This is a genomic window from Micromonospora sp. NBC_01739, from assembly GCF_035920385.1.
GTDB lineage: Bacteria > Actinomycetota > Actinomycetes > Mycobacteriales > Micromonosporaceae > Micromonospora.
The window spans coordinates 5,199,120-5,224,458 of sequence record NZ_CP109151.1 but is presented as its reverse complement, the minus strand read 5'-3'; the positions used below and the strand labels follow the sequence as shown (position 1 = coordinate 5,224,458).

Genomic DNA, 25,339 nt, shown 5'->3' with positions numbered 1-25,339 from the left:
ACGCGTGCACGTTAGCCGGTCGGATCGGCAGGAGAGCGGTCAACGCCCCGAAGGGTCGGCATTCCTGGGGAAGTATCTGCCCCGCTCAGCCGGCCAGCCGACGGCGGGTGGCGATCAGTTCGCGCAGCCGCTCGGTCCGCACCCGCTGTGGCCGTTCGCGTTCGCGTAACGCGCGGGCGTCCGCCAACTGCGCGAGCAGTTGCATCCGGCGGCGGCTGCGATCCGGATCGAGCCGCGGAGTGGTCCAGGCCATACCGGGAGAGTGCCGAGTCCCGGCGGCCCAGTCAAGATGGGTTTCAGTGCCTGCACGACGACGCAACGCAGTCGATGTCGACAGGAATCACCAGAGGGGCCAATCACCACCGATCCACCATCGGGCGGCCACCGCGGCTGCGGCGATGCTCCACCCTCCGGCGGTGACGATGGCGATGCCGGTGGCCACCCCCCGGTTGCCGTACCGGACCAGCACCAGGGCCGCCAGCCAGGCCAGGGCTCCGGCCAGCAGGGTCCACCAGGCGTACCCGGCCAGGTCGCGGCCGAGCAGCCCGAAGATGACCAACCAGGCGGCCGTGCCGGTGGCGCCGGCGGCGACGGCGGCTCCGCTGACCGGGTGCGGTTCGCGGTAGGTGGGACGCGGGCGGCGCCCGGCGGGGAAGAGGCCCGACGGGCTGTACGGCATCATGGCTGGCCACTCCTGCCACGCTGGGTCGGTGGTACTGCCACCGTACCGGCCCGGTCGCCGCCGACGCCCCTGGCGGGCGTACGCGGTCGGGCCCAGGGGGAGATGGTCTGTCAGGATGGCCGGGTGGTTGCGCTGACCGGACGACGTCTGCCGTACGCGGCGCTGCTGCTCGTGCCGATGCTGGCCGCCGGCTGCGCGACCGGCCCCGCGCCCACCTGGTCCGCCCCGAGCGAGGACCCGACGGCCGTGGCCACCCCGACGGCTGCTGTCACCCCCACGCCCGGCGCGACCCCGACCGCCGGTGAGCCGGAGGGCAGCGACCAGCCGGGGTCGACCGCCACGCCGGGCCGGGACCGGCTGCCGCACGTCTTTCCGGTACGCGCCCGGAAGGCGGACTACCACCCGACCCACTCCGGGTACCCGGGGACGGACATCTTCGCCGACTGCGGGGAGCCGGTCGTGGCGGTCACCGACGGCACCATCGGCGAGGTCAGCCGCCGAGACCGGTACGACAGACGGGGCCCCCAGGGCCCGTACAACGGGGGCCTTTCGGTGTCCGTGCTCGGCGACGACGGGGTGCGGTACTACGGTTCGCACCTGACCGAGATCGCCGAGGGCATCGAGCCGGGCGTACGGGTGCGGGCCGGTCAGCAACTCGGCACGGTGGGTCGGACCGGCAACGCCAACAACGTCTGCCATCTGCACTTCGGCATCTCGCCGCCATGCCTGGGTGAGGACGGCTGGTGGATCCGTCGAGGGGTGATCTGGCCGGCGCCGTACCTCGACTCGTGGCGCAAGGGCGGCAACCGCGCACCGGCGGCCGAGGTGGCCGCCTGGCACCGCCGCAACGGCTGTCCGGCGAAACCACCGGGGCGCTGAGGCCCGGGCGGAGGCCGCAGGTCCCGTCCCGCGTCATTCGCACGTCATCACCTCGCAACATTGACGGATGTCTCATTCGTGAACTACCGTCCCGCTAATGACTCAGAGAGCGCTCTCTGACAGCACTTAACTCACAATGACGACGAAACGCGCCGCCGACATCGGTCGGAGGGGCGCGCTGGAGGAAAGATGCGACCTCCCGTCCCACGCCGTACCCACCATCGACTCCTGGCCGCCGGTGCCGCCGCGGCCCTCGTCCTCGGCGGGCTGGCCGTCATCGCCGCCCCCGCCGCCCAGGCCGCGCCGGTCGGCGCCGGCAGCTACACCACCACCCCGGTCGGACCGCTCCCCAGCGGCTGCGGAAACCTCACCACCAACCCCCGGCAGTACGCCACCAGCTCCGCACCAGCCGGGCCGGTGCCGACCAACGACTGGTGGTCCTCCCTGCTGTGGAAGCGCCTCAACTGCACCTTCAGTGAGCCCCTGCACGCCCACCCGCTGGCCTACCAACCGGTCACCGACGGGCTCGGCTTCTCCGCGACCTCCACCCCCACCATCACCGGCACCGCCACCGGGGTCGGCGAGTTCAAGTACCCCTACGTCGAGGACCTCCGGGTCGGGGTGGCCGGGTTGGGCGCCCCGAACGTGCTGGTCGACGACTGGACGGACTGGACGGTCACCCCGTACTGGAGCGACGGGTCACGCACCCTGCGGGCCACCATCGGCCACGGCCTGCCCTTCACCTACTTCCGCAGCACCGGCGGAGACGCGGTGATCAACGTGACCGGCGGCAGCCCGACGGTCTGGTCCAACAGCGGCGCCACCATCGGCTTCACCGTGCGCGGCCACGACTACGTCGGGTACGCGCCGACCGGGGCCACCTGGACGGTCAGCGGCGGCCGGATCAGCTCCAACCTGGCCGGTCGGGGCTACTTCTCCCTGGCCCTGCTGCCGGCCGGCACGGACGCCACCACCCGGACCCAACTGGCCACCACCTACGGCCGGTACGCGCACGCGCACGTCACCGGCACCCGGGTGTCCTACAGCTACCAGCAGTCCAGCAGCCAGGTGGAGACCCGGTACGCCTTCACCACCACCCCCCGGGAGGGCACCGAGACCCGTACGGTCGTCAGCCTCTACCCGCACCAGTGGAAGGCGCTGACCGGGGCCACCCCGATCACCCAGACCTACCCCTCGGCCCGGGGCCGGATGAAGGTGCTGACCGGGGTCTCCGAGTTCCGCACCTCGATGCGCTTCCACGGGGTACTGCCGGAGGTGCCCGCCGTCGCCACCGGGGCCGGGGCCGACCTGACCACCCTGCGGCAACACCTGGCGGCCGTACGGAGCAACCCGATGGACCAGCGGGGTGGGGACACCTACTGGACCGGCAAGGGACTGGGCCGGGCGGCCCGGATCGCCGAGATCGCCGACCAGGTCGGCGACACCGAGACCCGTACGGCCGCGCTGAACGCCATCCGGGCCACCCTGACCGACTGGCTCACCGCCTCGCCCGGCGAGACCGAGCGGCTGTTCTACTACGACCAGCGCTGGGGCACCCTGATCGGCTACCCCGGCTCGTACGGCTCCGACCAGGAACTCAACGACCACCACTTCCACTACGGCTACTACATCGCCGCCGCCGCCACGCTGGCCAAGTTCGACCCGACCTGGGCCCGCCAGGACCAGTACGGCGGCATGATCGACCTGCTGATCCGGGACGCCAACAACTACGACCGCACCGACAGCCGCTTCCCGTACCTGCGGGACTTCGACATCTACGCCGGGCACGACTGGGCCTCCGGGCACGGGGCGTTCGCCAGCGGCAACAACCAGGAGTCCTCCTCGGAGGGGATGAACTTCGCCAACGCCCTGATCCAGTGGGGACAGGCCACCGGCAACACCGCCGTACGCGATGCCGGGATTTTCATCTACACCACCCAGGCGGCGGCCATCCACGAGTACTGGTTCGACGTCAGCGGCGAGAACTTCCCCGCCGCCTTCGGCCACAACAACGTCGGCATGGTCTGGGGAGACGGCGGGGCGTACGCCACCTGGTTCAGCGCCGAACCGGAGATGATCCAGGGCATCAACCTGCTGCCGATCACCGGCGGGCATCTCTACCTGGGCTACCACCCCGACGACAACGCCCAGAAGTACGCCGAACTGGTCCGCAACAACGGCGGTGAGCCGACCATCTGGCAGGACCTGCACTGGCAGCACCTGGCCCTGGGCGACCCGGACGCCGCCCTGGCCAAGCTGCGGGCCAACCCCGGCTACCCCCCGGAGGAGGGGGAGAGCCGGGCGCACACCTTCCACTGGATACGCAACCTGGCCGCCCTGGGCCGGGTGGACACCGGAGTCACCGCCAGCCATCCCCTGGCCGCCGTCTTCAACCGCAACGGCGCCCGGACCTACGTGGCCAGCAACATCTCCAACACTGAACTGACCGTACGGTTCTCCGACGGGACCCAACTGACCGTGGCACCGGGGCGGACCGCCACCAGCGGCGCACACACCTGGAGCGGCGGCAGCGCAGGTGGCGGCACACCCCCACCGACCCCGACCCCAACCCCGACGCGCACTCCGACTCCGACGCCTACCCCGACCCCCACCGGTCCCTCCAGCTCGCCGGTGCGGTACCTGCTGTCCGGCGGCGGCCTGGGCGCGGCGGGTAACGCCGGCACGACCACCGTTATCAGTGCCGGCGGCGCCAACTACGACGGCACCCCGCGCAACCCGCTGGTGTTCACCGCGACCGGGCTCAACCTCAACCACAACGGCGGGCAGACCGGGTTCGACCTCCTCCTGGACGCCGGTGCGGCGGTCGGCAACGGGGTGCAGACCCGCATCTCGTACGACCTGACCGGCGACGGAAGTTGGGACCGGGTGGAGACCTACCGCTACTTCGCCACCGACCCGGTCTCCGGTTGGGAGAACTACACCCAGGCCGCCGGGCTGCATTCCAGCACCGGTTCGCTGGGCAACCTGCGCGGCGGCACCGTACGGGTGGAGGTCTGGTCCGCCATCGGCACCAACCCCACCACCCTGGGGATCGGCAACCGCTCGCTGATCCGGCTGCCGTACAGCTGATCCCGGTGGCCCCGGTCCCACCTACTCCGCGCCGCCGGTCGTCTCCCGACCGGCGGCGCGGGCGCGTAGGTTGCAGAACATGACCCGTGATCCCATCGCCGACCTGCGTCGGATCGCCTTTCTGCTGGAGCGGGCGAACGAGGCCACCTACCGGGTCCGGGCCTTCCGGTCGGCGGCGAATGCCCTGGCCGCCCTGCCCACGCAGGAGGTGGCCCAGCGGGCCCGCACCGGCAAGCTCACCGAGCTGGCCGGGGTGGGAGACGTCACCGCCCGCTGTGTGGCCGAGTCCCTGGCCGGCGAGGAACCGGTCTACCTGCGGCGGCTGCTAGCCACCGAGGGCACCGACCTGGACGCCGAGGCCACCCGGCTGCGGGCCGCGCTGCGCGGCGACTGCCACACCCACTCCGACTGGTCCGACGGTGGCTCCCCGATCGAGGAGATGGCCCTGGCCGCGGTCGAACTGGGCCACGAGTACCTGGTGCTGACCGACCACTCCCCCCGACTCAAGGTGGCCCGGGGCCTGACTGCGGATCGGCTACGTCGACAGCTCGACCATGTGGCGCAACTCAACGAGGCGTTGCCGGAGGGATTCCGGATCCTCACCGGCATCGAGGTGGACATCCTGGCCGACGGCTCCCTGGATCAGGAGGAGGAACTGCTGGCCCGGCTGGATGTGGTGGTCGGCTCCGTACACAGTGGCCTCAGCGACGACCGGGCGAAGATGACCCGTCGGATGCTGACCGCGATCGCCAACCCCCACCTGGACATCCTCGGACACTGCACCGGCCGGATGGTCTCCTCCCGCCCGGCCGGGGTGACCGGCCCCGGGGATCGAGGGCACCGGGCCCGTACCCGCCCGGAGAGCGACTTCGACGCCGACGCGGTCTTCGCCGCCTGCGTCGAACACCGCACCGCCGTGGAAATCAACTCCCGCCCGGAGCGACAGGATCCGCCGAAGCGGCTGATCCGCCGCGCCCTGGAAGCCGGCTGCCTGTTCGCCATCGACACCGACGCACACGCCCCGGGCCAACTCGACTGGCAACGCTTCGGCTGTGAACGGGCAGCCCTCTGCGGAGTCCCCACCGACCGAGTCATCAACACCTGGACCGCCGACAACCTGATCACCTGGACCCATTGATCCACTCCGTATCGCCGTAATGGCGGTATCCGCAGCGCCGCGTCACCGCCATTACGCCGAAACGGCGCCGGCACCAGTCGCTGGTGGTCAGCGGGTCGCCAGCTCCGCGGCCGGGGTCGTCCCGGCGGCCACTGCGTCGGAAGGGCGCGCGACGGGTCGGCGGCGGCCGATCAGCCCCTGCGACACAGCCACCCCTAGCAACACGATCAGCGCACCGACCGGCTGATGCCAGGTGAGCCGCTCGCTGAGCACAAGCACACCGATCACGATGGCGAAGACCGGAATCAGGTAGGTCACCATGGCGGCCGTGGTGGCACCCACGATCCGGATGTTGCGCAGGTTGATGACGAAGGCCAGGCCGGTACCGATCGCGCCCAGCACCAGCACGGCGACGACCACACTCGGCGACAGACTGGTCGGTGCGGGCGGTGCGCCGGCCACCAGCGGCGCCACGATGGCGAGTTGGGCCGTGGCGAGCACCAACTGCGCGGCCGACAGCGACAACCCGGACAGCTTGCTGCCCGCGACGAACTTCTTCTGGTACGGAATAGCCAGGCCGTAGCAGGCCGCCGCCCCGAAACACATCAGCTGACCGACCAGGTGGGCGCCCCCGACGCCCTGCCAGACGCCGAGCACCACGAGCACACCGGCGAAGCCGAGCGCCAACCCGACGGCATTGCGGACGGTCAACCGCTCGGTACGGAACACCAGCACCGCCATCGGCAGCACCACGAGCGGAGTGGTGGCGTTCCAGATGCCGGCGAGCAACGACTCGATCCGCTGCTCGCCGTAGCCGAACAGGGTGAACGGCACAGCCACCCCGAGGGCGCCGATCACGGAGAGGTGGCCCCACACCCGCGGATCCCGGGGCAGTCGGTCCCGCAGCAGGGCGAGCACCACCAGCAGGGTCAGCGCACCGGCCCCGACCCGGTAGAGGGTGAGGTGCAGGGGGTGCAGTTCCGCCACGCCGACCTTGATGAACAGAAAGCTGGAACCCCAGATGGCGGCGAGGGCGACGAATCCGGGCAGCCAGCTCCGCAAGGCCGGCTTGTCAGGGGTGAAGTCCATGGTCACCCCTGACACTCTGCCCCGGAAACACGGCGTTGTCCTGGGCTTTTCGGCTGCCGTGTCGCGCGCCACAGAAACCACCTACATTGGTACTGCGTTGACCTGCCGAGGAGGTGTTTCCCCGATGGCGATGCCGATGCGCTTCGACCCACTCGTCGACCTCGACGGAATGTGGACGACCCAGCTCGCCGAGCGCTACCTCCCCCTGCCTGAGCTACCCGATGCACGCTACGAGTGCATCGACGGGAGGTTGGTCATGACGCCCGCCGAGGTCGGCACGAACAGCTACGGCGAGATCGAGCTCGCCCATCTTCTCAAGCCTGCTGCCAACGCCCACGGCTTCTACGTGTTCGGTCAGGTGAACCTGACCTTCTCGCCGCAACGGTGGATCCAGCCGGACGTCACCGTCCTGCATGCGCTGCCCAAGACCGACGAGGAGGATCGCTGGATTCCGGTTCACCTGTGCACCATGGCGGTCGAGTTCGTCTCGCCCGGCAGCCGTCGGCAGGACTTCGTCGACAAACCGATGCGCTGCGCTCAGGGGCGGGTGCCGTACTTCATGCGGGTGGAGATCTCCCGCCGACTGCGGCACGCTGCGGTGGAGTTGTTCACCCTCGGCAAGTTCGGCGGTTACGACACAGTGGCCAAGGCGGTCAGCGGCGACCGGCTGCGTGCCGACGAGCCGTTCCCGATCGACTTCGATCCGGCCGACCTGCTGCCCTGACCCTCGGCCGCCACGCCCGGTGGGCAAGGTCCGCGAAAGGCGGCAGCCTCCGCCCGGCCGTCTCGCGTAGGGTCGCGGGCGTGGGACGAATCGACGATATCGCCAACCGTTATGTTGCCGAGTGGGCCGCGCTGAGCCCGACCGGCGCCACCTACGTCGGCATCTCCGGCTACGACGACCGGTTGGATGACCTGTCGCCGGACGGGTACGCCGCTCAGGCCGACTTGACCCGCCGCACCCTGGCCGACCTGGACGCCACCGAGCCGGACACCGAGGGCGAGCGCATCGCCCGGGAGGCGATGCAGGAGCGGCTGGGTCTGGACCTGGCCCGTTACCAGGCCGGCGAGACGACCAGCGAGGTCAACGTCATCACCAGCGGGCTGCACCACACCCGAATGGTCTTCGACCTGATGCCCACCGCGGGTACGCAGGCGCAGGCCAACATCGCCGCCCGGTTGAACCACTTCGCCGGTGCGCTGGAGGGCTACAAGACGACTCTGCGTGAGGCGGCGGCGGCCGGCAAAATCAGCTCGCAGGCCCAGTTGATCGAGGTGGCCAAGCAGTGCGACGCCTGGGTGGATCCGGAGGGGGACAACGTCTTCCACGGGCTGGTCGAGCGCCTGGGCGCCGAGGGCACCCTCGACGCCGACCTGCGTCGGGGTGCGGCGGCGGCCACTGCGGCCACGGCGGAGTTCGGGCAGTTCCTGCGTACCGAGCTGGCTCCGCGAGGGCGGGAGAAGCAGGCCGCCGGGCGGGAGCGGTACGAGCTGGCCTCGCAGTACTTCCTCGGTGCCCGGATCGACCTCGACGAGACGTACGCCTGGGGGTTCTCCGAGCTGGCCCGCCTGGAGGCCGACATGCGGACGGTGGCCGGGCAGATCCTCACCCCCGGCGCCACCATCGAGGAGGCGGTCCGGGCGTTGGACGCCGATCCGGCCCGGACCATCGTGGGCAAGGAGGCCTTCCGGGACTGGATGCAGCAGCTCGCCGACCAGGCGATCAGCGATCTCAACGGCACCCACTTCGACATCCCCGAGCAGGTACGCCGCATCGAATGCATGATCGCGCCGACCAGTGACGGGGCCATCTACTACACCGGTCCCAGCGAGGATTTCAGCCGGCCGGGCCAGATGTGGTGGGCGGTGCCGCCGGGTGTCACGGACTTCTCCACCTGGCGTGAGGTGACCACGGTCTACCACGAGGGGGTACCCGGTCACCATCTCCAGGTCGGCCAGACCGCCGTGCGGGCCGGGCTGCTCAACCGCTGGCAGCGACTGCTCTGCTGGGTCTCCGGGCACGGTGAGGGCTGGGCCCTGTACGCCGAGCGGCTGATGGACGAGCTTGGCTACCTGGAGGATCCGGGTGACAAGCTCGGCATGTTGGACGGGCAGGCCTTCCGGGCGGCCCGGGTGATCGTCGACATCGGAATGCATCTGGAGTTGGAGATCCCGAAGGACAACCCCTTCGACTTCCACCCCGGGGAACGCTGGACCCCCGAGCTGGGCTGGGAGTTCCTGCGGGCGCACTGCCGGGTGCCGGACGAGCAGCTGCGCTTCGAGTTGAACCGCTACCTGGGCTGGCCGGGGCAGGCCCCCTCGTACAAGGTGGGTGAGCGGATCTGGCTGCAGGCCCGCGACGAGGCCAAGACCCGCAAGGGCGCGGACTTCGACCTGCGTGAGTTCCACCGGCAGGCCCTCGACCTGGGTGCCCTCGGGCTGGACCCGCTGCGCCGGGCGTTGGCCCGGTTCTGAGTCCAGACACGGTGAAGGGGTGGACCCGGGCGGGTCCACCCCTTCACCGTTGCCGTGCCCGGCGGGTCAGTGCCGCTCCGACTCGCCCTGGTTGCCGCGCTGAATCGGCACGGTGGGGTCGTCGGAACGCCAGTTGGTCGAGGCCGGCGGGATCTCGTCGGTCAGCGGACCCCCCTCGCGTACCGGCGGCTGGTCCACCCGGGTCGGGGGCGAGTCCGCCCGGTGGCGCCGGGTGGTCACGGCCGCCGGGGCGGGCCGCCGGGAGAGCAGCAGGGCGGCCACGATCAGCGCCAGACCCAGCACGACCAGGCCGAGCGGGGCCCAGACCCCCAGGATCGTCAGCTGACCCCGGCTGGACTTGGCCCGGTCGGCCGAGGCCGTGACGGTCTCCTCGTTGTAGAGGAAGTCCGCGTCCAGCAGGGTCACCGGGCTGCCCGCGTTCGGCATCAGGGTCTTCTTCTGCTGCTCCCGCACCTTGATGTAGGAGCCGGTCACCGGGTCGACCCAGACCGTACGGGTGTTGCTGTAGACGATGTCGCCGGAGGTGGCACCCGGGGCCAGGGCGCCCAGCAGCAGGGCGATCCGCTCGGCGGGCAGGGGCAGCTTCTCGTCGCTGATGACCTGCTCGTACCGGTAGGTCTCCAGGCCCTCGATCTCCTCGGTGCCCTTGAACTCGGCCATCCGGGTCTGCCGCAGGTCCCGGTCGAAGACCTCGTGGTTCTCCTGCTCCGCGTTGAACGGGAACTTGTAGACCTGCCCGGCGAAGGAGACCTTCTCCGGGGCGCCGCTGTCGTCGAGGAACTGGTCGTTCCACTCCACGGCCGCACCGGAGACCCGGTCCAGGGCCAGCTCCGCGCCGTACGCGCTGATCAGTTCCTTGGTGTCGGTCCGGTCGACGGTCTGCCCGACCCGCCACACCACGGTGTCACCGGCGAGGTCACCGCTGAGCGCGGCGGTCTTGTCGCGGTCCGGGGTGACCAGGATGGTGGACTTCAGGTCGGCCTGGTTGATGGCGACCGCGCCATTGGTGATCTGGAGGAAGGTCGCCCCCTTGGCCTCGGCGACCGAGGTGGAGGGCTCCAGGTCGTAGGGCAGTTTGGTCATCGCCGGTTTGACGACGAACACCAGTCCGGCGGCCAACGCCAGGAGCAGAACGCCCCCGCCGAACAGCACGGCACCCACGGCGCGGTGCTTCATGTTTCCTCCCCAGAGGAGCGAATTTCGTCGGTGTCAATCAGTGGGATGGCCGCGAGGTTACTACTTGGTCACATAGCAACGCGACCCCCGGTCAGCTCTGATTTCTGCACCGTGTCGGGCTGATGCTCGGTGCGGCGGCGCAACACCAGGACGAAATTCCAGGCCACCACCTCCCGGACACCGGGCACCCGGATCACCCAGCGCGCCCACCAGGGGTGATAGCGAGGTAACGCATCGACCATCTCGATCTCGCCGTTGCCCCGCGCCCAGCGCAGGGTTTCCGCGATCGACACCGGGAACAGGGTCTCCCGGAACCGGTTCTTCGGCGGCCGTCCGGTGCGGCGTTCGTACCGACGCCGGGCCCGGTCGCCGCCGAGGTAGTGCCAGGGGGCGGTCTCATGCCCGCCCCACGGCGAAAACCACGGGGTGTACGACACGAAGATCAACCCGCCGGGCCGGGTGACCCGGACCATCTCGTCGAGCATCCGGGGCGGTTCGGCGACATGTTCCACCACGTTGGAGGAGAAGGCCACGTCCACGCTGCCGGTGCGTACCGGCAGAGCCGTCCCGCTGCCCCGCAGCATCCCGGCCACAGACTCCCCGGCCGCGGAGAAGTCCCCCACGTCCGGGTCCAGCCCGACGTAGTAGGCCCCGGCCGCGCGGAAGGCCGCCGCGAAGTATCCCGGCCCACCGCCCACGTCCAGCACGGTCCGGCCGGCCAGCTCCGTGTAGCCCTCCACCTGGCGCACCGAGTCGTCGGCGAGCAGGCCGTAGAAGTGGTCCGGGTCGGTCTGCTCGACCAGGAAGGCCCGGAACAGGGTCACCGACCGGCGCAGGGTGGCGAAGCGACGCCGCGCCGCCCGCCGCGCCCGATCGTCAGTAGCCGTCACCGCGTCACCGTCCCGTCCTCACCATCGGCCCTGACCGCACCGTCAGTCCCGGCCTCACCATCAGTCCTGGCCTCGGGAGCCTCCGCCGGCTCACCGTCGGGCCTGGCCTCACCATCAGTCCTGGCCTCGGGGGCCGTCGTCAGCTCGCCGGATGTGCCCGGCGTCACATCATGTGGGACTGGCAGGTCGGCCGGTACGCCGGGTGCGGGCATCACCGCCGCGACCACCGCACCGATCGCCACCAGCATCGCCGCCTGCACCCAGGAGCTGTAGGCCCACGCCTGTCCGTGACCCTGCACCCGGCCGGTCACCGAGATCACCGTGGCCGCCGTCAGCCCGCCCAGCACCACCACCGGCAGGGCCCGTACGGCCAGTTGCCGCAGCACCATCGCGGCCAGCACGATCGCCACCGGCAACACCCCGCCCAGGGCGGCGAGCAGCACCACCAGCAGGCCACCGATCAGCCAGGCGGGTGCCTCCGGGGGGATCACCCCCGCCGGGCCACCGTCCACCGCAGCCCGCGCCTCGGTGCCGACCGCCAGCCGGCGGCGCACCGGCCAGGCGGCCAGCAGCAGCACCCCCACGGCCGTCAGGGCACCGATCAGCAGGGCTCCCCGGTACGCCCGGTCCGGGGCGAAGATCAGCCTGACCTCACCTCCGGCACCGGTCGGCAGGACCCAGGCCTGCTGCCACCCGTCGACCCGGGTGGCGGTCAGCGGCGCACCGTCGAGGGTGGCCTGCCAGCCCGGGTTGGCGTTCTCCGGCACCACCAGCAGCGCCGACTCCCCACCGGCGACCCGGATCCGACGATCCGTCGGCGCCCAGTCCAGCACGGTCACGGCCCGATGCCGGGGCCCGTCGACTTCCGGCGAACCCGAGTCGTCGCCGGCAGGCGAGGTCGGGTCGAGCACCGGTTGCAGGCTCGCGGACTGGACCAGGAACCCCTTCGAGGGGGAGGTCGCCAGCCGGTGCCCACCGGCCGGCAGGTCCAGCACCGCGCCGCCCGCCCCGCAGATCCGCAGCGGCACCGGTCGACCCGCCAGCACGTCGCCGAACCGGGCGCTGACCGAGGTGGCGTAGCGCTGGCCGTCCAGCTCGACGGTCGGTCCGTCACCACACCGTTCTACCACCCGGGTCTCGGCGTCGATCGGCTTCAGCAGCTTCGCCAGGGCGGGGATCTCCACCTCGGCGATCCCGGCCGTGGCGGGCCAGCCGTTGCCCCGTTGGTCGGCGATCCGCAGTTCGGTCGAGCGCACCACGATCTCGATCCGGTCGGTGCGTACCGCCGGGAAGGTCACCGTCCCGTCGGGGCTGACCGGCACCACCACCTCCCGCCCGGGGGTGTGGATTTCCACCTCGTCGGGCAGGGAGCCGATCGGCAGTTGCGCGGCCCGTAGCCGCAGTTCGTCGATCCGGCGCGGGCCCGACCAGCTCAGCCGCAGGGTCGGGCGCAGGTCACCGGTGTCGGCCAGCCAGGCAGTACCGGGGTCGCCGTCGATAGCCGCGTACGGCGTCACGGCGGGGTCGCCGGCCAACCGGGAGGAGGCGCCGGCCGTCACGCCCACCCCGGAGAGCTTCAGCTCGCCGCCCGGACGGGGCATCGCCTGCAACGCCATCCGGTACGTGCCGGCGGCCGGGTTGCGGAAGATCCGGTCCACTCCCAGCGGTTCCTCACCGACCCGGGCCAGGAACCGGTCGCAGCGGATCACCGTGTCGGCGGCCCGCACCGGTGGCCTGCTCACCGACCCGACCGGGACGATCCGGTCCGCCTCCGCCGCCTCGGTCAGGTGGCACGCCGGGCGGTCGGCCGGGCCCCGGCTGAACACCCAGCTCAGAGGCGCGGCCGGATTCTGCGGCAGGTCCGTGGGGGTGCGCAGCACCCGCCGCGGCTCGGTGTCTGCGATGGTCAGCTCCCGGATGCCCACGGCACCGTCCAGGCGTCCCTCGGCCACCGCCAGCACGGTGACCCGCACCCGGCTGGTCGGGCCGGGCAGGGTGTAGTACGTGTGACCGCCCAGCACCGGGGCCACCTCGTGATCCACCGAACCCCGGTCGGTGGTGAGCCGGAACTTGGTCACCGGCCAGCCCACGGCCAGGTCGGTGACGAACTCCAGGCGTACGTTCTCCACCTGTCGGGGGGTGTCCAGGTCGACCTGGAGCCACTGCCCGATCGGCCCGCTCAGCGGCGCCGAGTGCCAGGCGGTGTGCGACTGGCCGTCGATGGCCGCGAAGGGCAGGCGGGAGGGGTCGGCGGGGCCCAGGGTGTCCACGAAACTCACCGCCGAGGAGGCGGAGACCTCGCGTACCCCCTGGTAGGTCGCCGTGGTCTGATGCTGCTCACCGGCGAAGGGCAGCAGGTCCAGGGCGACCCGGCCCTGTCGTCCCTCCTCGTTAGCGGTCAAGGTCTGGGAGAGGTTGTTCCCTACCCGGCCGATGTCGCGTTCCCGGCGGCGCAGGCCGTCGGTGACGATCCAGGTGTCACCGGTCGCCTCCGGTGTCTGCTCCCGGTCACCGGCCAGCACCACCGGCCGGTCCCGTTCCACCACCCCCTGCTCCAGCAGGGGCAGCAGGGACTCCGGGCCCCCGCTGACGGTGGGCACGTCGGCGGTGAGCACCGCCGAGGCCACCGGCACCGGCGGGTCGACCTCGTACACCTCGATCGCCGGTAGGACCGGGGTGCCCTCGTCGACCGGGCTGTTGATCATCCGGGACAGGACCTCGGTGCTGCCGAAGGTGGCTACCCGGGTGATGCCGGGCGACTCGGCCAGGGCCCGACGCAGCACCGCCACCGGCGGGGCGTCCACCTGGGTCCGGTCCAGGTCGTTGCGCAGCAGCAGATGCCGGAATCCGGAGCGGGCCAGCAGGTCGGCCAGCCCGGCGGAGCCACGGCCGCTGGCCAGCACCTCCTCGACGGTGTCCATCATCCGGGTGTTACCGGCCGAGCCGAGCGGGATCTGGTGCCGGACCGCCCACGGCGCACCGGCCAGGGCCTGCAGGGGTTCGTCGACCGTACGCCCCCACTCGTACTGCCCGAACCCGGCGCCGGGCACCATCAGGGTGCGGGCCAGCGCGTCCCGATCGGCCAGCCAGGTGGCCGCGGACCGCCAGTGCGGGGGCAGGTCCGCCCAACCCGGGCCGGGACGCAGCTGCCCCAGCCAGGCCGGTGCGGCGGCCCCCAGCACGAGCAGCAGCACCGGTACGAACATCAGCGGGCGCAGCCGCAGACCGGGCCGACGTCGGGCCGGCGAGTGATGCATCCGGGTGACCACCGCGTCGACACCGTGGGCGAAGCCGAGCATCAGCGGCAGCCGCAGCACCGGGTCCAGCTTGTGCACATTGCGCAGCGGGGCCAACGGCCCGTCCAGCAGCCCTCGGACCACCTCGGAGACCGGGCTGTCCAGGGCACCGACGTAGCCGATGGTGAGCAGGGTCAGCCCGGTCAGGAAACCGGCCACCAGGAACCGGCGCTGCGGCAGCAGGTTGCCGGCCAGCCCGGCCAGCCCGATCAACGCGACCACCGCGGTGAGGGCCATCAACACCGGGTGGTCGATCAGCAGCCACCCGGCCGGCCACCACGGCTCGCCCTGCACGATGTACGCGACCCACTGGTTGGTGCCGCGCACCGCCTGGAACAGCGAGGCCACCGCCGTGGTGGTGGTGGAGGACTCGATGAAGTCCAGGAAGGGCAGGCTGTACTGGCCGAGCAGCAGCAGCGGCACGATCCACCACAGGCACACCCCGAGCACGCAGACGCACCACCAGGCGACCAGCCGCCGGTGTGCGGCGTCCCAGCGTCGGGTGAGCAGCCAGACACCGGGCAGCACCAGGGCCATCAGCACCACGGCCGCGTTGATCCCACCCATGCCGAGCACGGCCAGCGCGGACAGCGCGGCGGCCCGGCGGGGTGAACCGATCCGGCGTACGGCCACCAGCGGCAGCAGCACCCAGGGCAGCATCGCGGCGGAGAGGCTCTCCGAGGAGAGCGCGCCGATCTCGGTGAGAATACGGGGGGCCAGGGCGTAGCCGAGGGCCGCCGCGTAGCGGGTCGGTTCGGTGCCGATGTTCATCACCCGGGCCAGGCGCAGCAGCCCGTAGAAGGCGGCGGCGAGCAGCAACGCCGTCCACAGTCGCTGGGTGATCCAGGGTGGCACCCCCAGCAGCTGACCGACGGCGAAGAACGGCCCCATCGGGAACAGGTAGCCGTACGCCTGGTTCTGCAGTTCCCCGGCGGTGGCCTCCGGGTTCCACAGGTGCAGGGCCCGGGCCATGAAGTGGATCGGGTTGGCGGCCAGGTCGATCTTGGTGTCGAAGGTGACCTGACCGGGCCGCTGCGCGAAGGCGATCGCGGTGAGCAGCAGCAGCGACAACACCGTGCCGGGCGAGCGGCGTAGCCGAGCCACCAGCCTGCTCACCGAGGGTGCCGGCAGCCGGCTCATCGGCGGCACTCCGGCGGCAGGCAGCTCAGGTCGGCCAGGGCGGAGAAGAAGATGCGGCGCATGCCGCTGGGCTGGGCGGTGACGAAGACCCGCCCGCCGGTGACCTTCGCGATCGCCTTCAACTCCTCGGGATCGATCTCTTCGCCCAGCCCGATGAAGATGATCGGCAGTGGGCGGCGGGGTTCCTGCATCCGCTTCAGTTCGGCCAGGAGGGCGGCCCGGCCGATGCTGTCGTCGTCCTCGTTGCGGCCGTCCGTCATCACCAGCACCAGGTTGATCCGCCCGGGAGTCCAGTGCCGCCGGGCGTCGCGGTACGCGGCCAGGGTGCTGTCGTACAGCCCGGTGCCGCCCTGGGGCTTGGCCCGGACGGTGTCCAGGGCCTCGGCCAACCGTTCGCGCTGGGCGCCCAGCGGCGCCACCGGCAGGATCTCCCGATGGTCCCGTTCACCGTCGAGCCTGGTGGCGAAGGCCCAGACACCCAGTTCGGTGTTGTCCAGCAACAGGGCCGCACCCGCCTCGGCGGCACGGACGGTCGCCTCGAGCCGGGTGCCCCCGCCGGGCACCTGGGCCGCCATCGAGCCGGAGACGTCCAGCAGGGTGAGGATCCGGGCGCTGCGCTGCACCCCGCTCCAACCGGTCAGCACCTCGGTGACGGTCTCCTCGTCCGGCAGCGGCACCGGTCGACGTTCCTCCGCGGCCAGCCGGTCGTCGCTCGGCAGGGCCGGCGGGAAACCCGAGGCGGTCCGGAAGCCGTGCCCGAGGAGCATCTCCCGGGCGGTGCTGTTGAGCAGTTCGGCCAGGAACCCGGCCGCGGCGTCCCGCGCCCGCCCCTCGGCGGAGGGCAGCACCACGTACGGCAGGTCGAGCCAGGGAACGGCGATCTCCGGGTACGCGGCGACCAGCTTCTTGCCGGAGGTGGTCAACGCGTTGTGTTCGAGCACCGCCTGCTCAGTGGCGGCGACCATGTCCACCCCGCCCGGCAGGTCCCGGCCGGGATTCAGGAAACTGGTCTGCTCGGCGGGGCTGAAGGTGTCGGTGGCCAGGCGCCGCAGGGTGGCCGTCCAAGTCGCCGCCGAGTCGCCGTTCTCGTCGGCCAGCATCCGTACCCCCAGCAGGGCGCCGACCCCGGCGGGGTCGGCCGCCGGGTCGGGCAGCCCGACCGTACGCTCGGCACCGAGCAGGGATTTCCAGGTCAGCGGCTTGGCCGGCCAGCCGGAACGACCGGCCACCCGGTCGGTCACCGCCAGCACCACCGGGGTGCTGGCCACCGAGGTGCCTGCGGCGGGAACCTCGAAGGCACCGGCGGCCCGGGCCCGCCGCAGCCAGAAGGTCGACTCCGGCAGCCAGGCGTCGGCCACCTCGCCACCCTCGGCTAGTTCCCGGATCACCTCCGCCGAGGGCCGCACCTGCACCTCGACGGAGACGCACGGCTGGTTGCCGGTGTTGGCCCGGGCCACCCGGTCCAGCGCGGGCGCGATCACCGGGGCGGCGGCCACCCGCAGCCGTACCTGTTCGACGCAGGTCGGCGTGCCCCGGTCGGCGCGCACGTACGCCACCGCCGCCCAGCCGGCCAGCAGCACCGCCAGGGCGGCACTGAGCAGCACCACCGGGGAGCGGTGGGACAGGGCGCGCGTGGGCGCGCGACGGTCGGCCTCCACCGCCGCCTCACCTCCTCGTCACCCCTGCGGACGACACGCCATCGCAGGTCACAGGCGTCGCGACGGGTTCACCGCACCGGGCAGGCGAGCATCGCACGCTGTTGCGCTGCACACCCTGCCAAGGTTTGTCCGCCTCGGCAAACCCCTGATCGACGAACCGACATCGGACCCCACCCTGCCGGATCTGCCCATTGCGCACCCGGGCCGCACCGCCCTAGGGTGGCGCGATCGTGCTCACTTACTCGTCGGTAGGAGCAGCGTGGACCACTCCGACACCCCCTCCCGCCACGTTCTGTTCCTCAACTGGCGCGACACCACCAACCCCGAAGGCGGCGGCTCCGAGGTCTACATCGAACGCATCGCCGCCGAACTGGTCACCGCCGGTCACCGGGTGACTCTGCTCTGTGCCGCGCACGACCAGGGGGGACCGGCCGAGACCACCGACACCGGGGTACGGGTGCTGCGCCGCGGCTCCCGGATGACGGTCTACCTGCGGGCGGCGCTGATCTGTCTGGTCGGCCGGTTCGGCTTCGGCCCGCTGGGCCGCCGTGGTCTCGGTCGACCGGATCTGGTCGTGGACGTCTGCAACGGGGTGCCCTTCTTCGCCCCCCTCTATGCCGGTCGGCCGGTCATCGCCCTGGTGCACCACGTGCACCGGGAACAGTGGCCGGTGGTGTTCGGCCCCTGGATGAGTCGGCTGGGCTGGTGGATCGAATCGTGGCTGGCGGTCCGCCTCTACCGCCGTTGCCGGTACGTCACCGTCTCCGAGGCCAGCCGGGCCGAGCTGACCGACCTGGGGGTGGACGCCGACCGGATCGACGTGGTGCCCAACGGCACCCCCGCGGTGACCGGCCCTGCCCTGCCGCGTACCCCGCACCCCTCGCTGCTGGTGCTGGGCCGACTGGTGCCGCACAAGCGGGTGGAGATCGCCCTGCGGGCGGTCGCCGAACTGGTCGACGAACTGCCCGGCCTGGAACTGGTGGTGGCCGGGCAGGGCTGGTGGGAGGGACCCCTGCGCGAGTTGTCCGAGTCCCTGGGCATCACCGACCGGGTCCGGTTCACCGGCTTCGTCAGCGAGGAGGAGAAGCACGCCCTGCTCTGCTCGGCCTGGCTGGCCCTGACCCCCTCACTCAAGGAGGGCTGGGGACTGACCATCGTGGAGGCCGCCGCGTGCAGCACCCCTACAGTGGCCTTCCGCTACGCCGGTGGGGTGGCCGAGGCGATGGTCGACACGGAGACCGGACTGCTCGTCGACAGCGAGCAGGAGTTCACCGCCGTGGTCCGGGAACTGCTGGCCGACGACGTACGCCGCAAGGCGATGGGTGAGGCCGCGCTGACCCACGCGGCCCAGTTCACCTGGACCGCCACCGGCACCCGCTTCGCCCAACTGATCGCCCAGGCCACCGCCGGAGACGACCGCGCGGGCCACGACCGGAAGACGACCGCCCGGGTCACCGCCGGAAGCTGACCCGCCGATCAGGACCGTCCGGCGGCCGGACGACGTAGACACGCGAAGAAGGCGCCCGCATCATGCGGGCGCCTTCGCCTCGTTCGAGGTCAGCGCGTGCCGTACAGCGGGGCCTCGGTCTGCTCACTCACCTTGGAGTTCGCGGCCTCCTTGGCGGACGGGCTGAGCACGTTCGCCAGACCGACGCTGCCCAGCATGCCGAGCACCACACCGAGTACCCCGACGGCCACGAACGCGGGCAGGTTCCTCATCCACCTTCTCCTTCCGCGGGACTCGCGTGCCGGGACGCTACCACGCGGTAGCACCGTCGCGCAGCGGCCGAAAAACCGATGGCCAGCACCGCCGTTCCGGCCAACAGGTGCGCCAGGCCTACCGGCCCCGGGCGGGCGGGGGTGGGCGGGGGTCGCCACTGCGGGTTCTCGTACAGGGTCAGGTCCTCGCCCGCGTACACCCGGTGCAGCCCGGCCAGGGTCGCCGGGTCCACCGGCGGGCCGGCCGCCCGTTGCACCAGCACCCACCGGGAGCCGGCCGCCGCCACCGGCTGGTTCGCGTCCAGCAGCTGCCGAATCCCGGCGGCGCGGGGGTCCTCACCGGCCACCGCCGTGCCGTCCACCCGCAAGGTGTCGTCGATCGCCACCGGCACCCCCAGATACCGGGGCGCCGGATCGATCACCACCTGCCCCCGGTTCCAGGGGTAGCTCTGATACTCCTGGAACGGCAGCGACACCACCTCACCCGGCCGCTGCTCCACCAGCCGGGCGACGGTCGCCCAGTCCGCCGGCCAGGCCACCGGACGCAGCCGACCCGCCCCACCGAAGGCCAGATCGGGCAGGACCGCCACCGGCAGCAACGCCGCCCCGACCAGCAACACCCGCCCGGTCGCCAGGTCGAACCGGGCAGTCAGCAGGTCCGCCAGCCGCTCCGCCCCCAACGCCACCGCGATCGCCAACAGCAGGGCGTACGGCATGAGCAGCTTCTGCCCGTCGCGCAGCAACCCCGCCCCCGGCAGATGAGCCACCGACCAGCCGAGCAGCGCCGCCGCACCGGGCAGCACCCCGAGCGCGGCCGCCAGCCACGACCCGACCGCCAGCAGGCCCAGCCGACCGACCCCCCGCCCCGCCCAGCGACGCCGCAGCAGCGGTACCCCGACAGCGGCCACCACCAGCAGCAGCCCGGTCGCCAACGGCACCAGCAGCCCGGCCCGCGAGGCCGGGGTGGCCTGGGCGTTCCAGATGCCACCGGTGCCGGCCAGCGCCACCAGTGGACCGGCCCAGTTCTCCGCCCGGGCGGCGAAGGCGGCCACCCCGGCCGGGTCGGAGCGGCCGTCACCGGCGCTGGTGAACCCGGCCACCAGCCAGGGCGCGTTCAGCAGCAGGCTCACCCCCACCCCGACCGACACCGCGCGGGCCGCACCCGGGTACCGCCCGAGAGTCAGGACGACGACGACCACCAGGGCCAGCAGGCCACCGGTAGGGGTGATGGCGGAGACCGCCACCGCCAGCAGCAGCCGGCTCAGCGCCCCCCGCTCACCGGCCCGCACCCCGAAGGCCGCGCGCACCAGCCACGGCAGGGCGGCGTACGCGACCAGCAGTCCCCACTGACCGATCAGCAGCCGCTCGGCCAGGTACGGCGTCCAGGCGTACCCGAGGGCGGCCACCACCCGCACGGCGGTCCGTCCGGTCGGCACCAGCCGGGCGGCCCCCAGGGCGGCGAAGTAGACGATCGCCACCAGCACCAGGCGTTGCAGCAGCCACCCCGGAACCAGTTGGTTGGCCAAGGCCACCACGGCGTCCTGCGGAACCGCCCGGGGCAGGGCGGTGGCCGGGGCGATCAGCTCCCAGCTCAGGGTCTGCCTGGGCACGAAGACCATGTCGTACCGCAGCAGGTAGCCGGGCAGGGCCAACGGTGCCAGCACGACGGCCGTCACCGCGGCGGCCACCAGATGCGGCAGCCAGGACCGACGGCCGACCGCCGCATCGGCGCCACCCTCGGGCACCGAGCCGCTCCGTTCCCGCATCCGTCGACCTCACCTAGCCGGTACGCGGCGAGGTGGCCGCGTCGGTGGCGGCCACTGTAACCGCCCCGCCAGGCACCCGGCGCCGCCGGTTGCACCAGCCGTTGACCTGATAGGGGACCCGGTGAGCGGTATGGCAGTCTTCCCGCCATGGCATCGGCGGGGGACAGCGTGACAACGGCACCGAGTAGGACGGGCGGCTGGCTGCGCAGCGACCGGATCGGCACGGCGGCACTGGTCATGATCGCGATCAGTGTGTTGTGGCGCGCCCAGGTGGCCGCCCGTGGCTTCCTGGCCGCCGACGACTACGTGCTGATCACCCAGGCGGCGGAGTCCCGGCTGACGGTCACCCATCTGCTGGAGCTCTACAACAACCACCTCATGCCCGGCGGACGGCTGCTCATCTGGCTGGTCACCGAGTACGTGGGCCTGGCCTACTGGCCGTACGTGCTGCTCATGTCGATCGGCCAGGCGATTCTGGGGATCACCTTCTTCCGGCTGCTGCGCCGGATGCTGCGGCCCTCCGCCCTGCTACTCCTGCCGCTCGGCCTGCTGCTGTTCAGCCCGCTGACCCTGGAGGCGAGCACCTGGTGGGCCGTCGGGGTCAACATGCTGCCGATGCAGATCGCCATGGTGCTGGCGGTCGGCGCACAGGTCGGCTACGTGCAGACCGGACGCCGACGGCACCTGGTGACCCTGGCCCTGTCCGTACTGCTCGGCCTCTTCTTCTTCGAGAAGTCGATCCTGATCGTGCCGTTGGTCTTCCTGCTGACGGTCGCCTGCTACGCCGACGGCGGCCCGGTACGCGCCGTCTGGACCACCATCCGCCGGTGGTGGCCCTCCTGGCTGGTGCTGACCGTGCTGTCCCTGGGCTTCGCGGCGGCCTACCTGACCCGCTCGGAGTCCTCGCTGCGTCGCCCGGAATCGGTCGGGGAGGTGTTCTCCTTCCTGACCCAGATGTTCGGGTCCACGGTGATTCCCGGCCTGGTCGGCGGCCCGTGGCAGTGGCTGGGAGCCGGTGACGGCGCCCCCGTCGCCGCACCGCCCCAACTGGGCACCTGGGTGGGTTGGACCATCGTCGCCGCCGTGGTCGCGGCGACCGTACGCCAGCGCCGCCGGGCCGGGCGGGCCTGGCTGCTGCTCGCGGCCTACCTGGCCATGGTGGCGGGCATGCTGGCCGCGACCCGGCTCGGCTCGGCCTTCAGCGGGGTGGCCGGTGGGGTGCCCCGGTACGTCAGCGACGTCGTCGTGGTGGCGGCGATCTGCCTGGGGGTGGCCGTGGTCGGGCTGGCCCGAACCACCAGCACCACCGTGCCCCCGGCACCGGCCGACCCGCCCGAGCCGGGACTACTCGGCCCGGTACCGGAGCGTTACCGGGAGTCGGTGACGGTCGCCCTCGTGCTCGTCCTGGTCGCGGTCGGCCTGGGCACGGTCTGGACCACCGCCCGGTACGGCGACGAGTGGGAGGCGAAGTCCGGCCGGTCGTACATCGACACCGTGCGGATCGAGATGGCCAGCGCACCGCCGGACACGGTCTTCTTCGACGCCCCGGTGCCGGACAACGTCGTTCCCCGCCTCTCCTCGCCGTACAACCTCCAGTCCCGGTTCTTCCGGGCCTTCGGCACCCGGCCCACCTTCGTGGACGAGACCGACAACGCCTCGGTCCTCGACGCCCTGGGCCGCATCCAGGTGGCCACGATCGTGGGCAGCACCATCCAGCCCGGCCCCCAGGAGGGATGCGGCTACCTGGTCAGCACCGGCAAGACCGTACGGATGCCGCTGAACGAGCCGCGCTTCCACTGGCACTGGGTGGTCCGCATCGGCTACCTCAGCTCGGCGGACGGCACCGCCACCCTGCGGCTCGGTGACGGGGAAGCCCAGTTCCCGGTCCGCAAGGGCCTGAACCAGCGCTTCTTCCGCATCACCGGCGGTGGCGACACGGTGGAACTGACCGTGACCAGCGGCGAGGTGTCGCTCTGCACCAACGAGATCGCCATCGGCGACCCGGCTCCCCGCCCCGAGTGAGGGTCACCGGCCGGGTCACTCCGGGCGGAACAGCACCGAGTTGACGTACCGGGGCCGGGGCCAGAGGACCCGGCGGGCGAAGCTCTGCCCGACCCGTACGATCGCCTCTCGCTGGTGCCCGCCGAGGTCGAAGTCGGCCAGCGGCACCCACTCGCGGCCCGGCAGCACGTAGCCGCGGTAGCCCCAGCCGGTCAGCAGCTCCAGCAGCGGCTCGACCGGCTGGATCCGTTCCTCCACCTCGATCAGCAGCACCGGACGGTCCCGCTTGACGGTCTCCGCCGCGCCGCGCAGGGCGGGCAGCTCGTGACCCTCGATGTCAATCTTGATGAACCGCACCTCGGTCAGGCCCAGCGAGTCCAGGGTGATCCGGCGGACCGGCACCGGGGCGCCCTGGGTCGGATCCTCCAGCGAGGAGGTGCCGACGATAGCGCCCCCTTCGGGCAGGTACAGGGTGGCCGTGCCCTCGTGGTCGGAGACCGCCGCCTCGACCACCTCCACCCGGGGGAAGGCCGTACGCAACTGGCCGGCCAGTGCGGTCGTCGGTTCCACCGCGACCACCCGCGCCGCCCGCCGCAGCAACCGGGCGGTCCACGGGCCGTACCAGGCGCCGACGTCCACCGCCGTGCCGCCGACAGGAACGAACTCGGCCAACCGGGCCAGTTCCGGCTCCACCCGTGGATAGACCCGACGGATCGCCGCCCCGAGCAGCCGCTCGGGGAGCATGGCCGCCAGGCCGGAGGTCGCTGCGGGGGCCAGCTTCGTCGACGCCATGGAGCAGCACACTAGACCTTCGCGGCCGCCCTGGGCAGAGGGTGCCGGTAAGGGGCTGTCCGCGGAGGCTACCGGCCGGTACCGTCTTGCCGGTCGGGCCCCTCGCCCGGCGACGATCAGCCGACCGGTCGGGTGGGCGGCAGACGCGGAGTGGCATGACGCAGACGACGGGCAGCGACACCAGCCGGTTCCGGCTGGGTGCGGCCGGTGCCGCCGTCACCCTCGCCACCCTGGTGACCAACGCCCTGGCCTATGTCGTCCCGGTGCTGGGCGCCCGCCGGCTCAGCGCCGCCGATCTGGGGGCCCTGGCCACCGTCCTGGCGCTGGGTGCCATCGCGGCGGTACCCGGCTTCGGGCTCCAGATCGCGGTCGCCGCGCACCGGGCCCGCTCAGGTGGCGGCGGTGCCGGACCACTCGGGCTGCGTACCGCCGCGCTGACCGGGGCGGTCACCCTGGCCGCGGTACCCCTGTTGACCGTCCTCCTCCGGCTGCCGGTCCCGTTGACCCTGCTGCTGGCCGCCACCACCTTCACCACCGTGCTGGCCGGTCGGTGGCTGGGTGAGTTGCAGGGTGATCAGCGTTTCCTCCGGCTCGCCGTAGCCATGGCCGTGGTGGCCACCGGCCGGTACGGCGGCCTGGTCCTCGGTCTCCTGCTCGGCGCCGGGCCGGTCACCTGCCTGCTGTTGGCGGCGGTCACCGGGCTGCTGGCCCTGCCGATCCTGGCCCGCCTGGCCACCCCACCGAGCGCCACCACCGCCGTACCACCCACGGTGCCACCCCCGCCGCGAGCCGACGAACCCGCCGCCGCCCTGTTGCGAGCCGCCGAGACGCGGCGCACGACGGACCTCGCGCCGCGTGGGCTGGGGGCCCGGCAGGTGGCCACCGCTTGCACCGCCACTCTGGCGATGCTCACCATCTCGTACGCCGACCTGATCCTCGCCCGCCAACTGCTGCCCGCCGCCGAATCCGGCGCGTACGCGGTCGGTTCGGTACTCACCAAGGGTGCGCTGTGGGCGCCTCAGGTGGTCACCCTGCTGGTGCTGCCCCGACTGGCCCGGGGCGACCGCCGTGCCCGCCTGGCCGCGCTGGGTCTGATCATGGCTTGTGGGGTGGCCCTCGTCGCCGCCGCCACCATCGGCGGCGAGTTGGCCTTCCGGCTGGCCGGCGGCGCCGACTACCTGCACCTGGCCGACACGGCACCGTTCTTCGCCGCCACCGGGGCCCTGTACGCGGTGGTGTTCATGCTGGTCAACGAGAGGGTGGCGACCGGCGCCCGGTGGCCGGCCGCACCCCTGTGGGTGGCCACCCTGGGCCTGGCCGCCGCGGCCGCCCTCATCGCGCCCCGTACCCTCACCGGAGTCCTGTCCTGCGCGCTGGCCGCCGCCGCCGTCACCGCCACGGCGATGGCCTGGCAGGTCTTCCGGCCCAGCCGGGTGACCGACTCGACCACCGGCAGCCGGTCCTCCGTCAGGACAGGCGAAGCAGGCCGCCCGGAGACTACGCAGCGTGAGCGCCCTGCTGCCGGTAGGCGGTAAACCCGTGTCGATG

At 72.1% G+C, this 25,339-nt stretch carries 18 protein-coding genes; 8 read left to right on the top strand and 10 right to left on the bottom strand.

Annotation, left to right across the window (positions count from 1 at the left end):
• Positions 1-85 precede the first annotated feature (85 nt).
• Positions 86-253, bottom strand: coding sequence for a hypothetical protein (locus OIE53_RS23640; protein WP_327023686.1), 168 nt, complete (start codon positions 251-253; stop codon positions 86-88).
• A gap of 87 nt (positions 254-340) precedes the next feature.
• Positions 341-682 (bottom strand): hypothetical protein, encoded by a 342-nt coding sequence (locus OIE53_RS23635; protein WP_327023685.1) that lies wholly within the window; start codon positions 680-682, stop codon positions 341-343.
• 102 nt (positions 683-784) lie between these two features.
• On the opposite strand from OIE53_RS23635, the gene OIE53_RS23630 reads away from it, so the two are divergent.
• The 3 genes from OIE53_RS23630 (at position 785) to OIE53_RS23620 (ending at position 5,789) form a co-directional block, all read left to right on the top strand.
• Positions 785-1,561 carry a M23 family metallopeptidase gene (locus tag OIE53_RS23630; protein ID WP_327023684.1) on the top strand — a complete coding sequence of 259 codons (777 nt, stop codon included), beginning with the start codon at positions 785-787 and terminating at the stop codon, positions 1,559-1,561.
• 189 nt (positions 1,562-1,750) lie between these two features.
• Entirely contained in the window at positions 1,751-4,651 is a 2,901-nt protein-coding gene (locus tag OIE53_RS23625; RefSeq protein ID WP_327023683.1) for a glycosyl hydrolase, read from the top strand.
• 79 nt (positions 4,652-4,730) lie between these two features.
• Positions 4,731-5,789 carry a PHP domain-containing protein gene (locus OIE53_RS23620; protein ID WP_327023682.1) on the top strand — a complete coding sequence of 353 codons (1,059 nt, stop codon included), beginning with the start codon at positions 4,731-4,733 and terminating at the stop codon, positions 5,787-5,789.
• Positions 5,790-5,876: 87 nt separating this feature from the next.
• Here OIE53_RS23620 and OIE53_RS23615 read toward each other — a convergent pair whose 3' ends face one another.
• Complete coding sequence (locus OIE53_RS23615) at positions 5,877-6,857, bottom strand: DMT family transporter (RefSeq protein ID WP_327023681.1); 981 nt, start codon at positions 6,855-6,857, stop codon at positions 5,877-5,879.
• Positions 6,858-6,981: 124 nt separating this feature from the next.
• Here OIE53_RS23615 and OIE53_RS23610 point away from each other — a divergent pair, with 124 nt between their 5' ends.
• Together OIE53_RS23610 and OIE53_RS23605 are read left to right on the top strand one after the other, a co-directional pair.
• Positions 6,982-7,581 (top strand): Uma2 family endonuclease, encoded by a 600-nt coding sequence (locus tag OIE53_RS23610; RefSeq protein WP_327023680.1) that lies wholly within the window; start codon positions 6,982-6,984, stop codon positions 7,579-7,581.
• A gap of 80 nt (positions 7,582-7,661) precedes the next feature.
• Positions 7,662-9,332: a DUF885 domain-containing protein gene (locus OIE53_RS23605; protein ID WP_327023679.1), complete on the top strand. Its 1,671-nt coding sequence runs from the start codon at positions 7,662-7,664 to the stop codon at positions 9,330-9,332.
• A 66-nt stretch (positions 9,333-9,398) separates the two neighbouring features.
• Here the strand turns inward: OIE53_RS23605 and OIE53_RS23600 are convergent, their stop codons facing one another.
• The 4 genes from OIE53_RS23600 to OIE53_RS23585 form a co-directional block, all read right to left on the bottom strand.
• Complete coding sequence (locus OIE53_RS23600; protein WP_327023678.1) at positions 9,399-10,529, bottom strand: DUF3068 domain-containing protein; 1,131 nt, start codon at positions 10,527-10,529, stop codon at positions 9,399-9,401.
• A 68-nt stretch (positions 10,530-10,597) separates the two neighbouring features.
• The gene (locus tag OIE53_RS23595; protein ID WP_327023677.1) at positions 10,598-11,419 is read right to left on the bottom strand and encodes a class I SAM-dependent methyltransferase; all 822 of its coding nucleotides are present in this window, start codon (positions 11,417-11,419) and stop codon (positions 10,598-10,600) included.
• On the bottom strand, positions 11,416-15,855 hold the full coding sequence (locus OIE53_RS23590) for an alpha-(1->3)-arabinofuranosyltransferase (protein WP_327023676.1): 4,440 nt from the start codon (positions 15,853-15,855) through the stop codon (positions 11,416-11,418). The genes OIE53_RS23595 and OIE53_RS23590 overlap by 4 nt, the downstream gene beginning before the upstream one ends.
• A complete protein-coding gene (locus OIE53_RS23585; RefSeq protein ID WP_327023675.1) occupies positions 15,852-17,513 on the bottom strand; it encodes a substrate-binding and VWA domain-containing protein in 1,662 nt (553 codons plus the stop codon). Before OIE53_RS23585 ends, OIE53_RS23590 begins: the two co-directional genes overlap by 4 nt.
• Before the next feature lie 259 nt (positions 17,514-17,772).
• On the opposite strand from OIE53_RS23585, the gene OIE53_RS23580 reads away from it, so the two are divergent.
• Positions 17,773-18,981, top strand: a complete 1,209-nt coding sequence (locus OIE53_RS23580) for a glycosyltransferase family 4 protein (RefSeq protein ID WP_327023674.1) — start codon at positions 17,773-17,775, stop codon at positions 18,979-18,981.
• Between the two features lie 89 nt (positions 18,982-19,070).
• Here the strand turns inward: OIE53_RS23580 and OIE53_RS23575 are convergent, their stop codons facing one another.
• Positions 19,071-19,232, bottom strand: coding sequence for a hypothetical protein (locus tag OIE53_RS23575; protein ID WP_013736401.1), 162 nt, complete (start codon positions 19,230-19,232; stop codon positions 19,071-19,073).
• The gene (locus OIE53_RS23570; protein ID WP_327023673.1) at positions 19,229-20,998 is read right to left on the bottom strand and encodes a hypothetical protein; all 1,770 of its coding nucleotides are present in this window, start codon (positions 20,996-20,998) and stop codon (positions 19,229-19,231) included. Before OIE53_RS23570 ends, OIE53_RS23575 begins: the two co-directional genes overlap by 4 nt.
• A gap of 147 nt (positions 20,999-21,145) precedes the next feature.
• On the opposite strand from OIE53_RS23570, the gene OIE53_RS23565 reads away from it, so the two are divergent.
• Positions 21,146-23,020 (top strand): hypothetical protein, encoded by a 1,875-nt coding sequence (locus OIE53_RS23565; protein WP_327023672.1) that lies wholly within the window; start codon positions 21,146-21,148, stop codon positions 23,018-23,020.
• Positions 23,021-23,035: 15 nt separating this feature from the next.
• Here the strand turns inward: OIE53_RS23565 and OIE53_RS23560 are convergent, their stop codons facing one another.
• On the bottom strand, positions 23,036-23,791 hold the full coding sequence (locus OIE53_RS23560; protein WP_327023671.1) for an FkbM family methyltransferase: 756 nt from the start codon (positions 23,789-23,791) through the stop codon (positions 23,036-23,038).
• Positions 23,792-23,946: 155 nt separating this feature from the next.
• Between OIE53_RS23560 and OIE53_RS23555 the strand changes: the two genes are divergently transcribed.
• A complete protein-coding gene (locus OIE53_RS23555; protein ID WP_327023669.1) occupies positions 23,947-25,326 on the top strand; it encodes a polysaccharide biosynthesis protein in 1,380 nt (459 codons plus the stop codon).
• Positions 25,327-25,339: the final 13 nt, after the last annotated feature.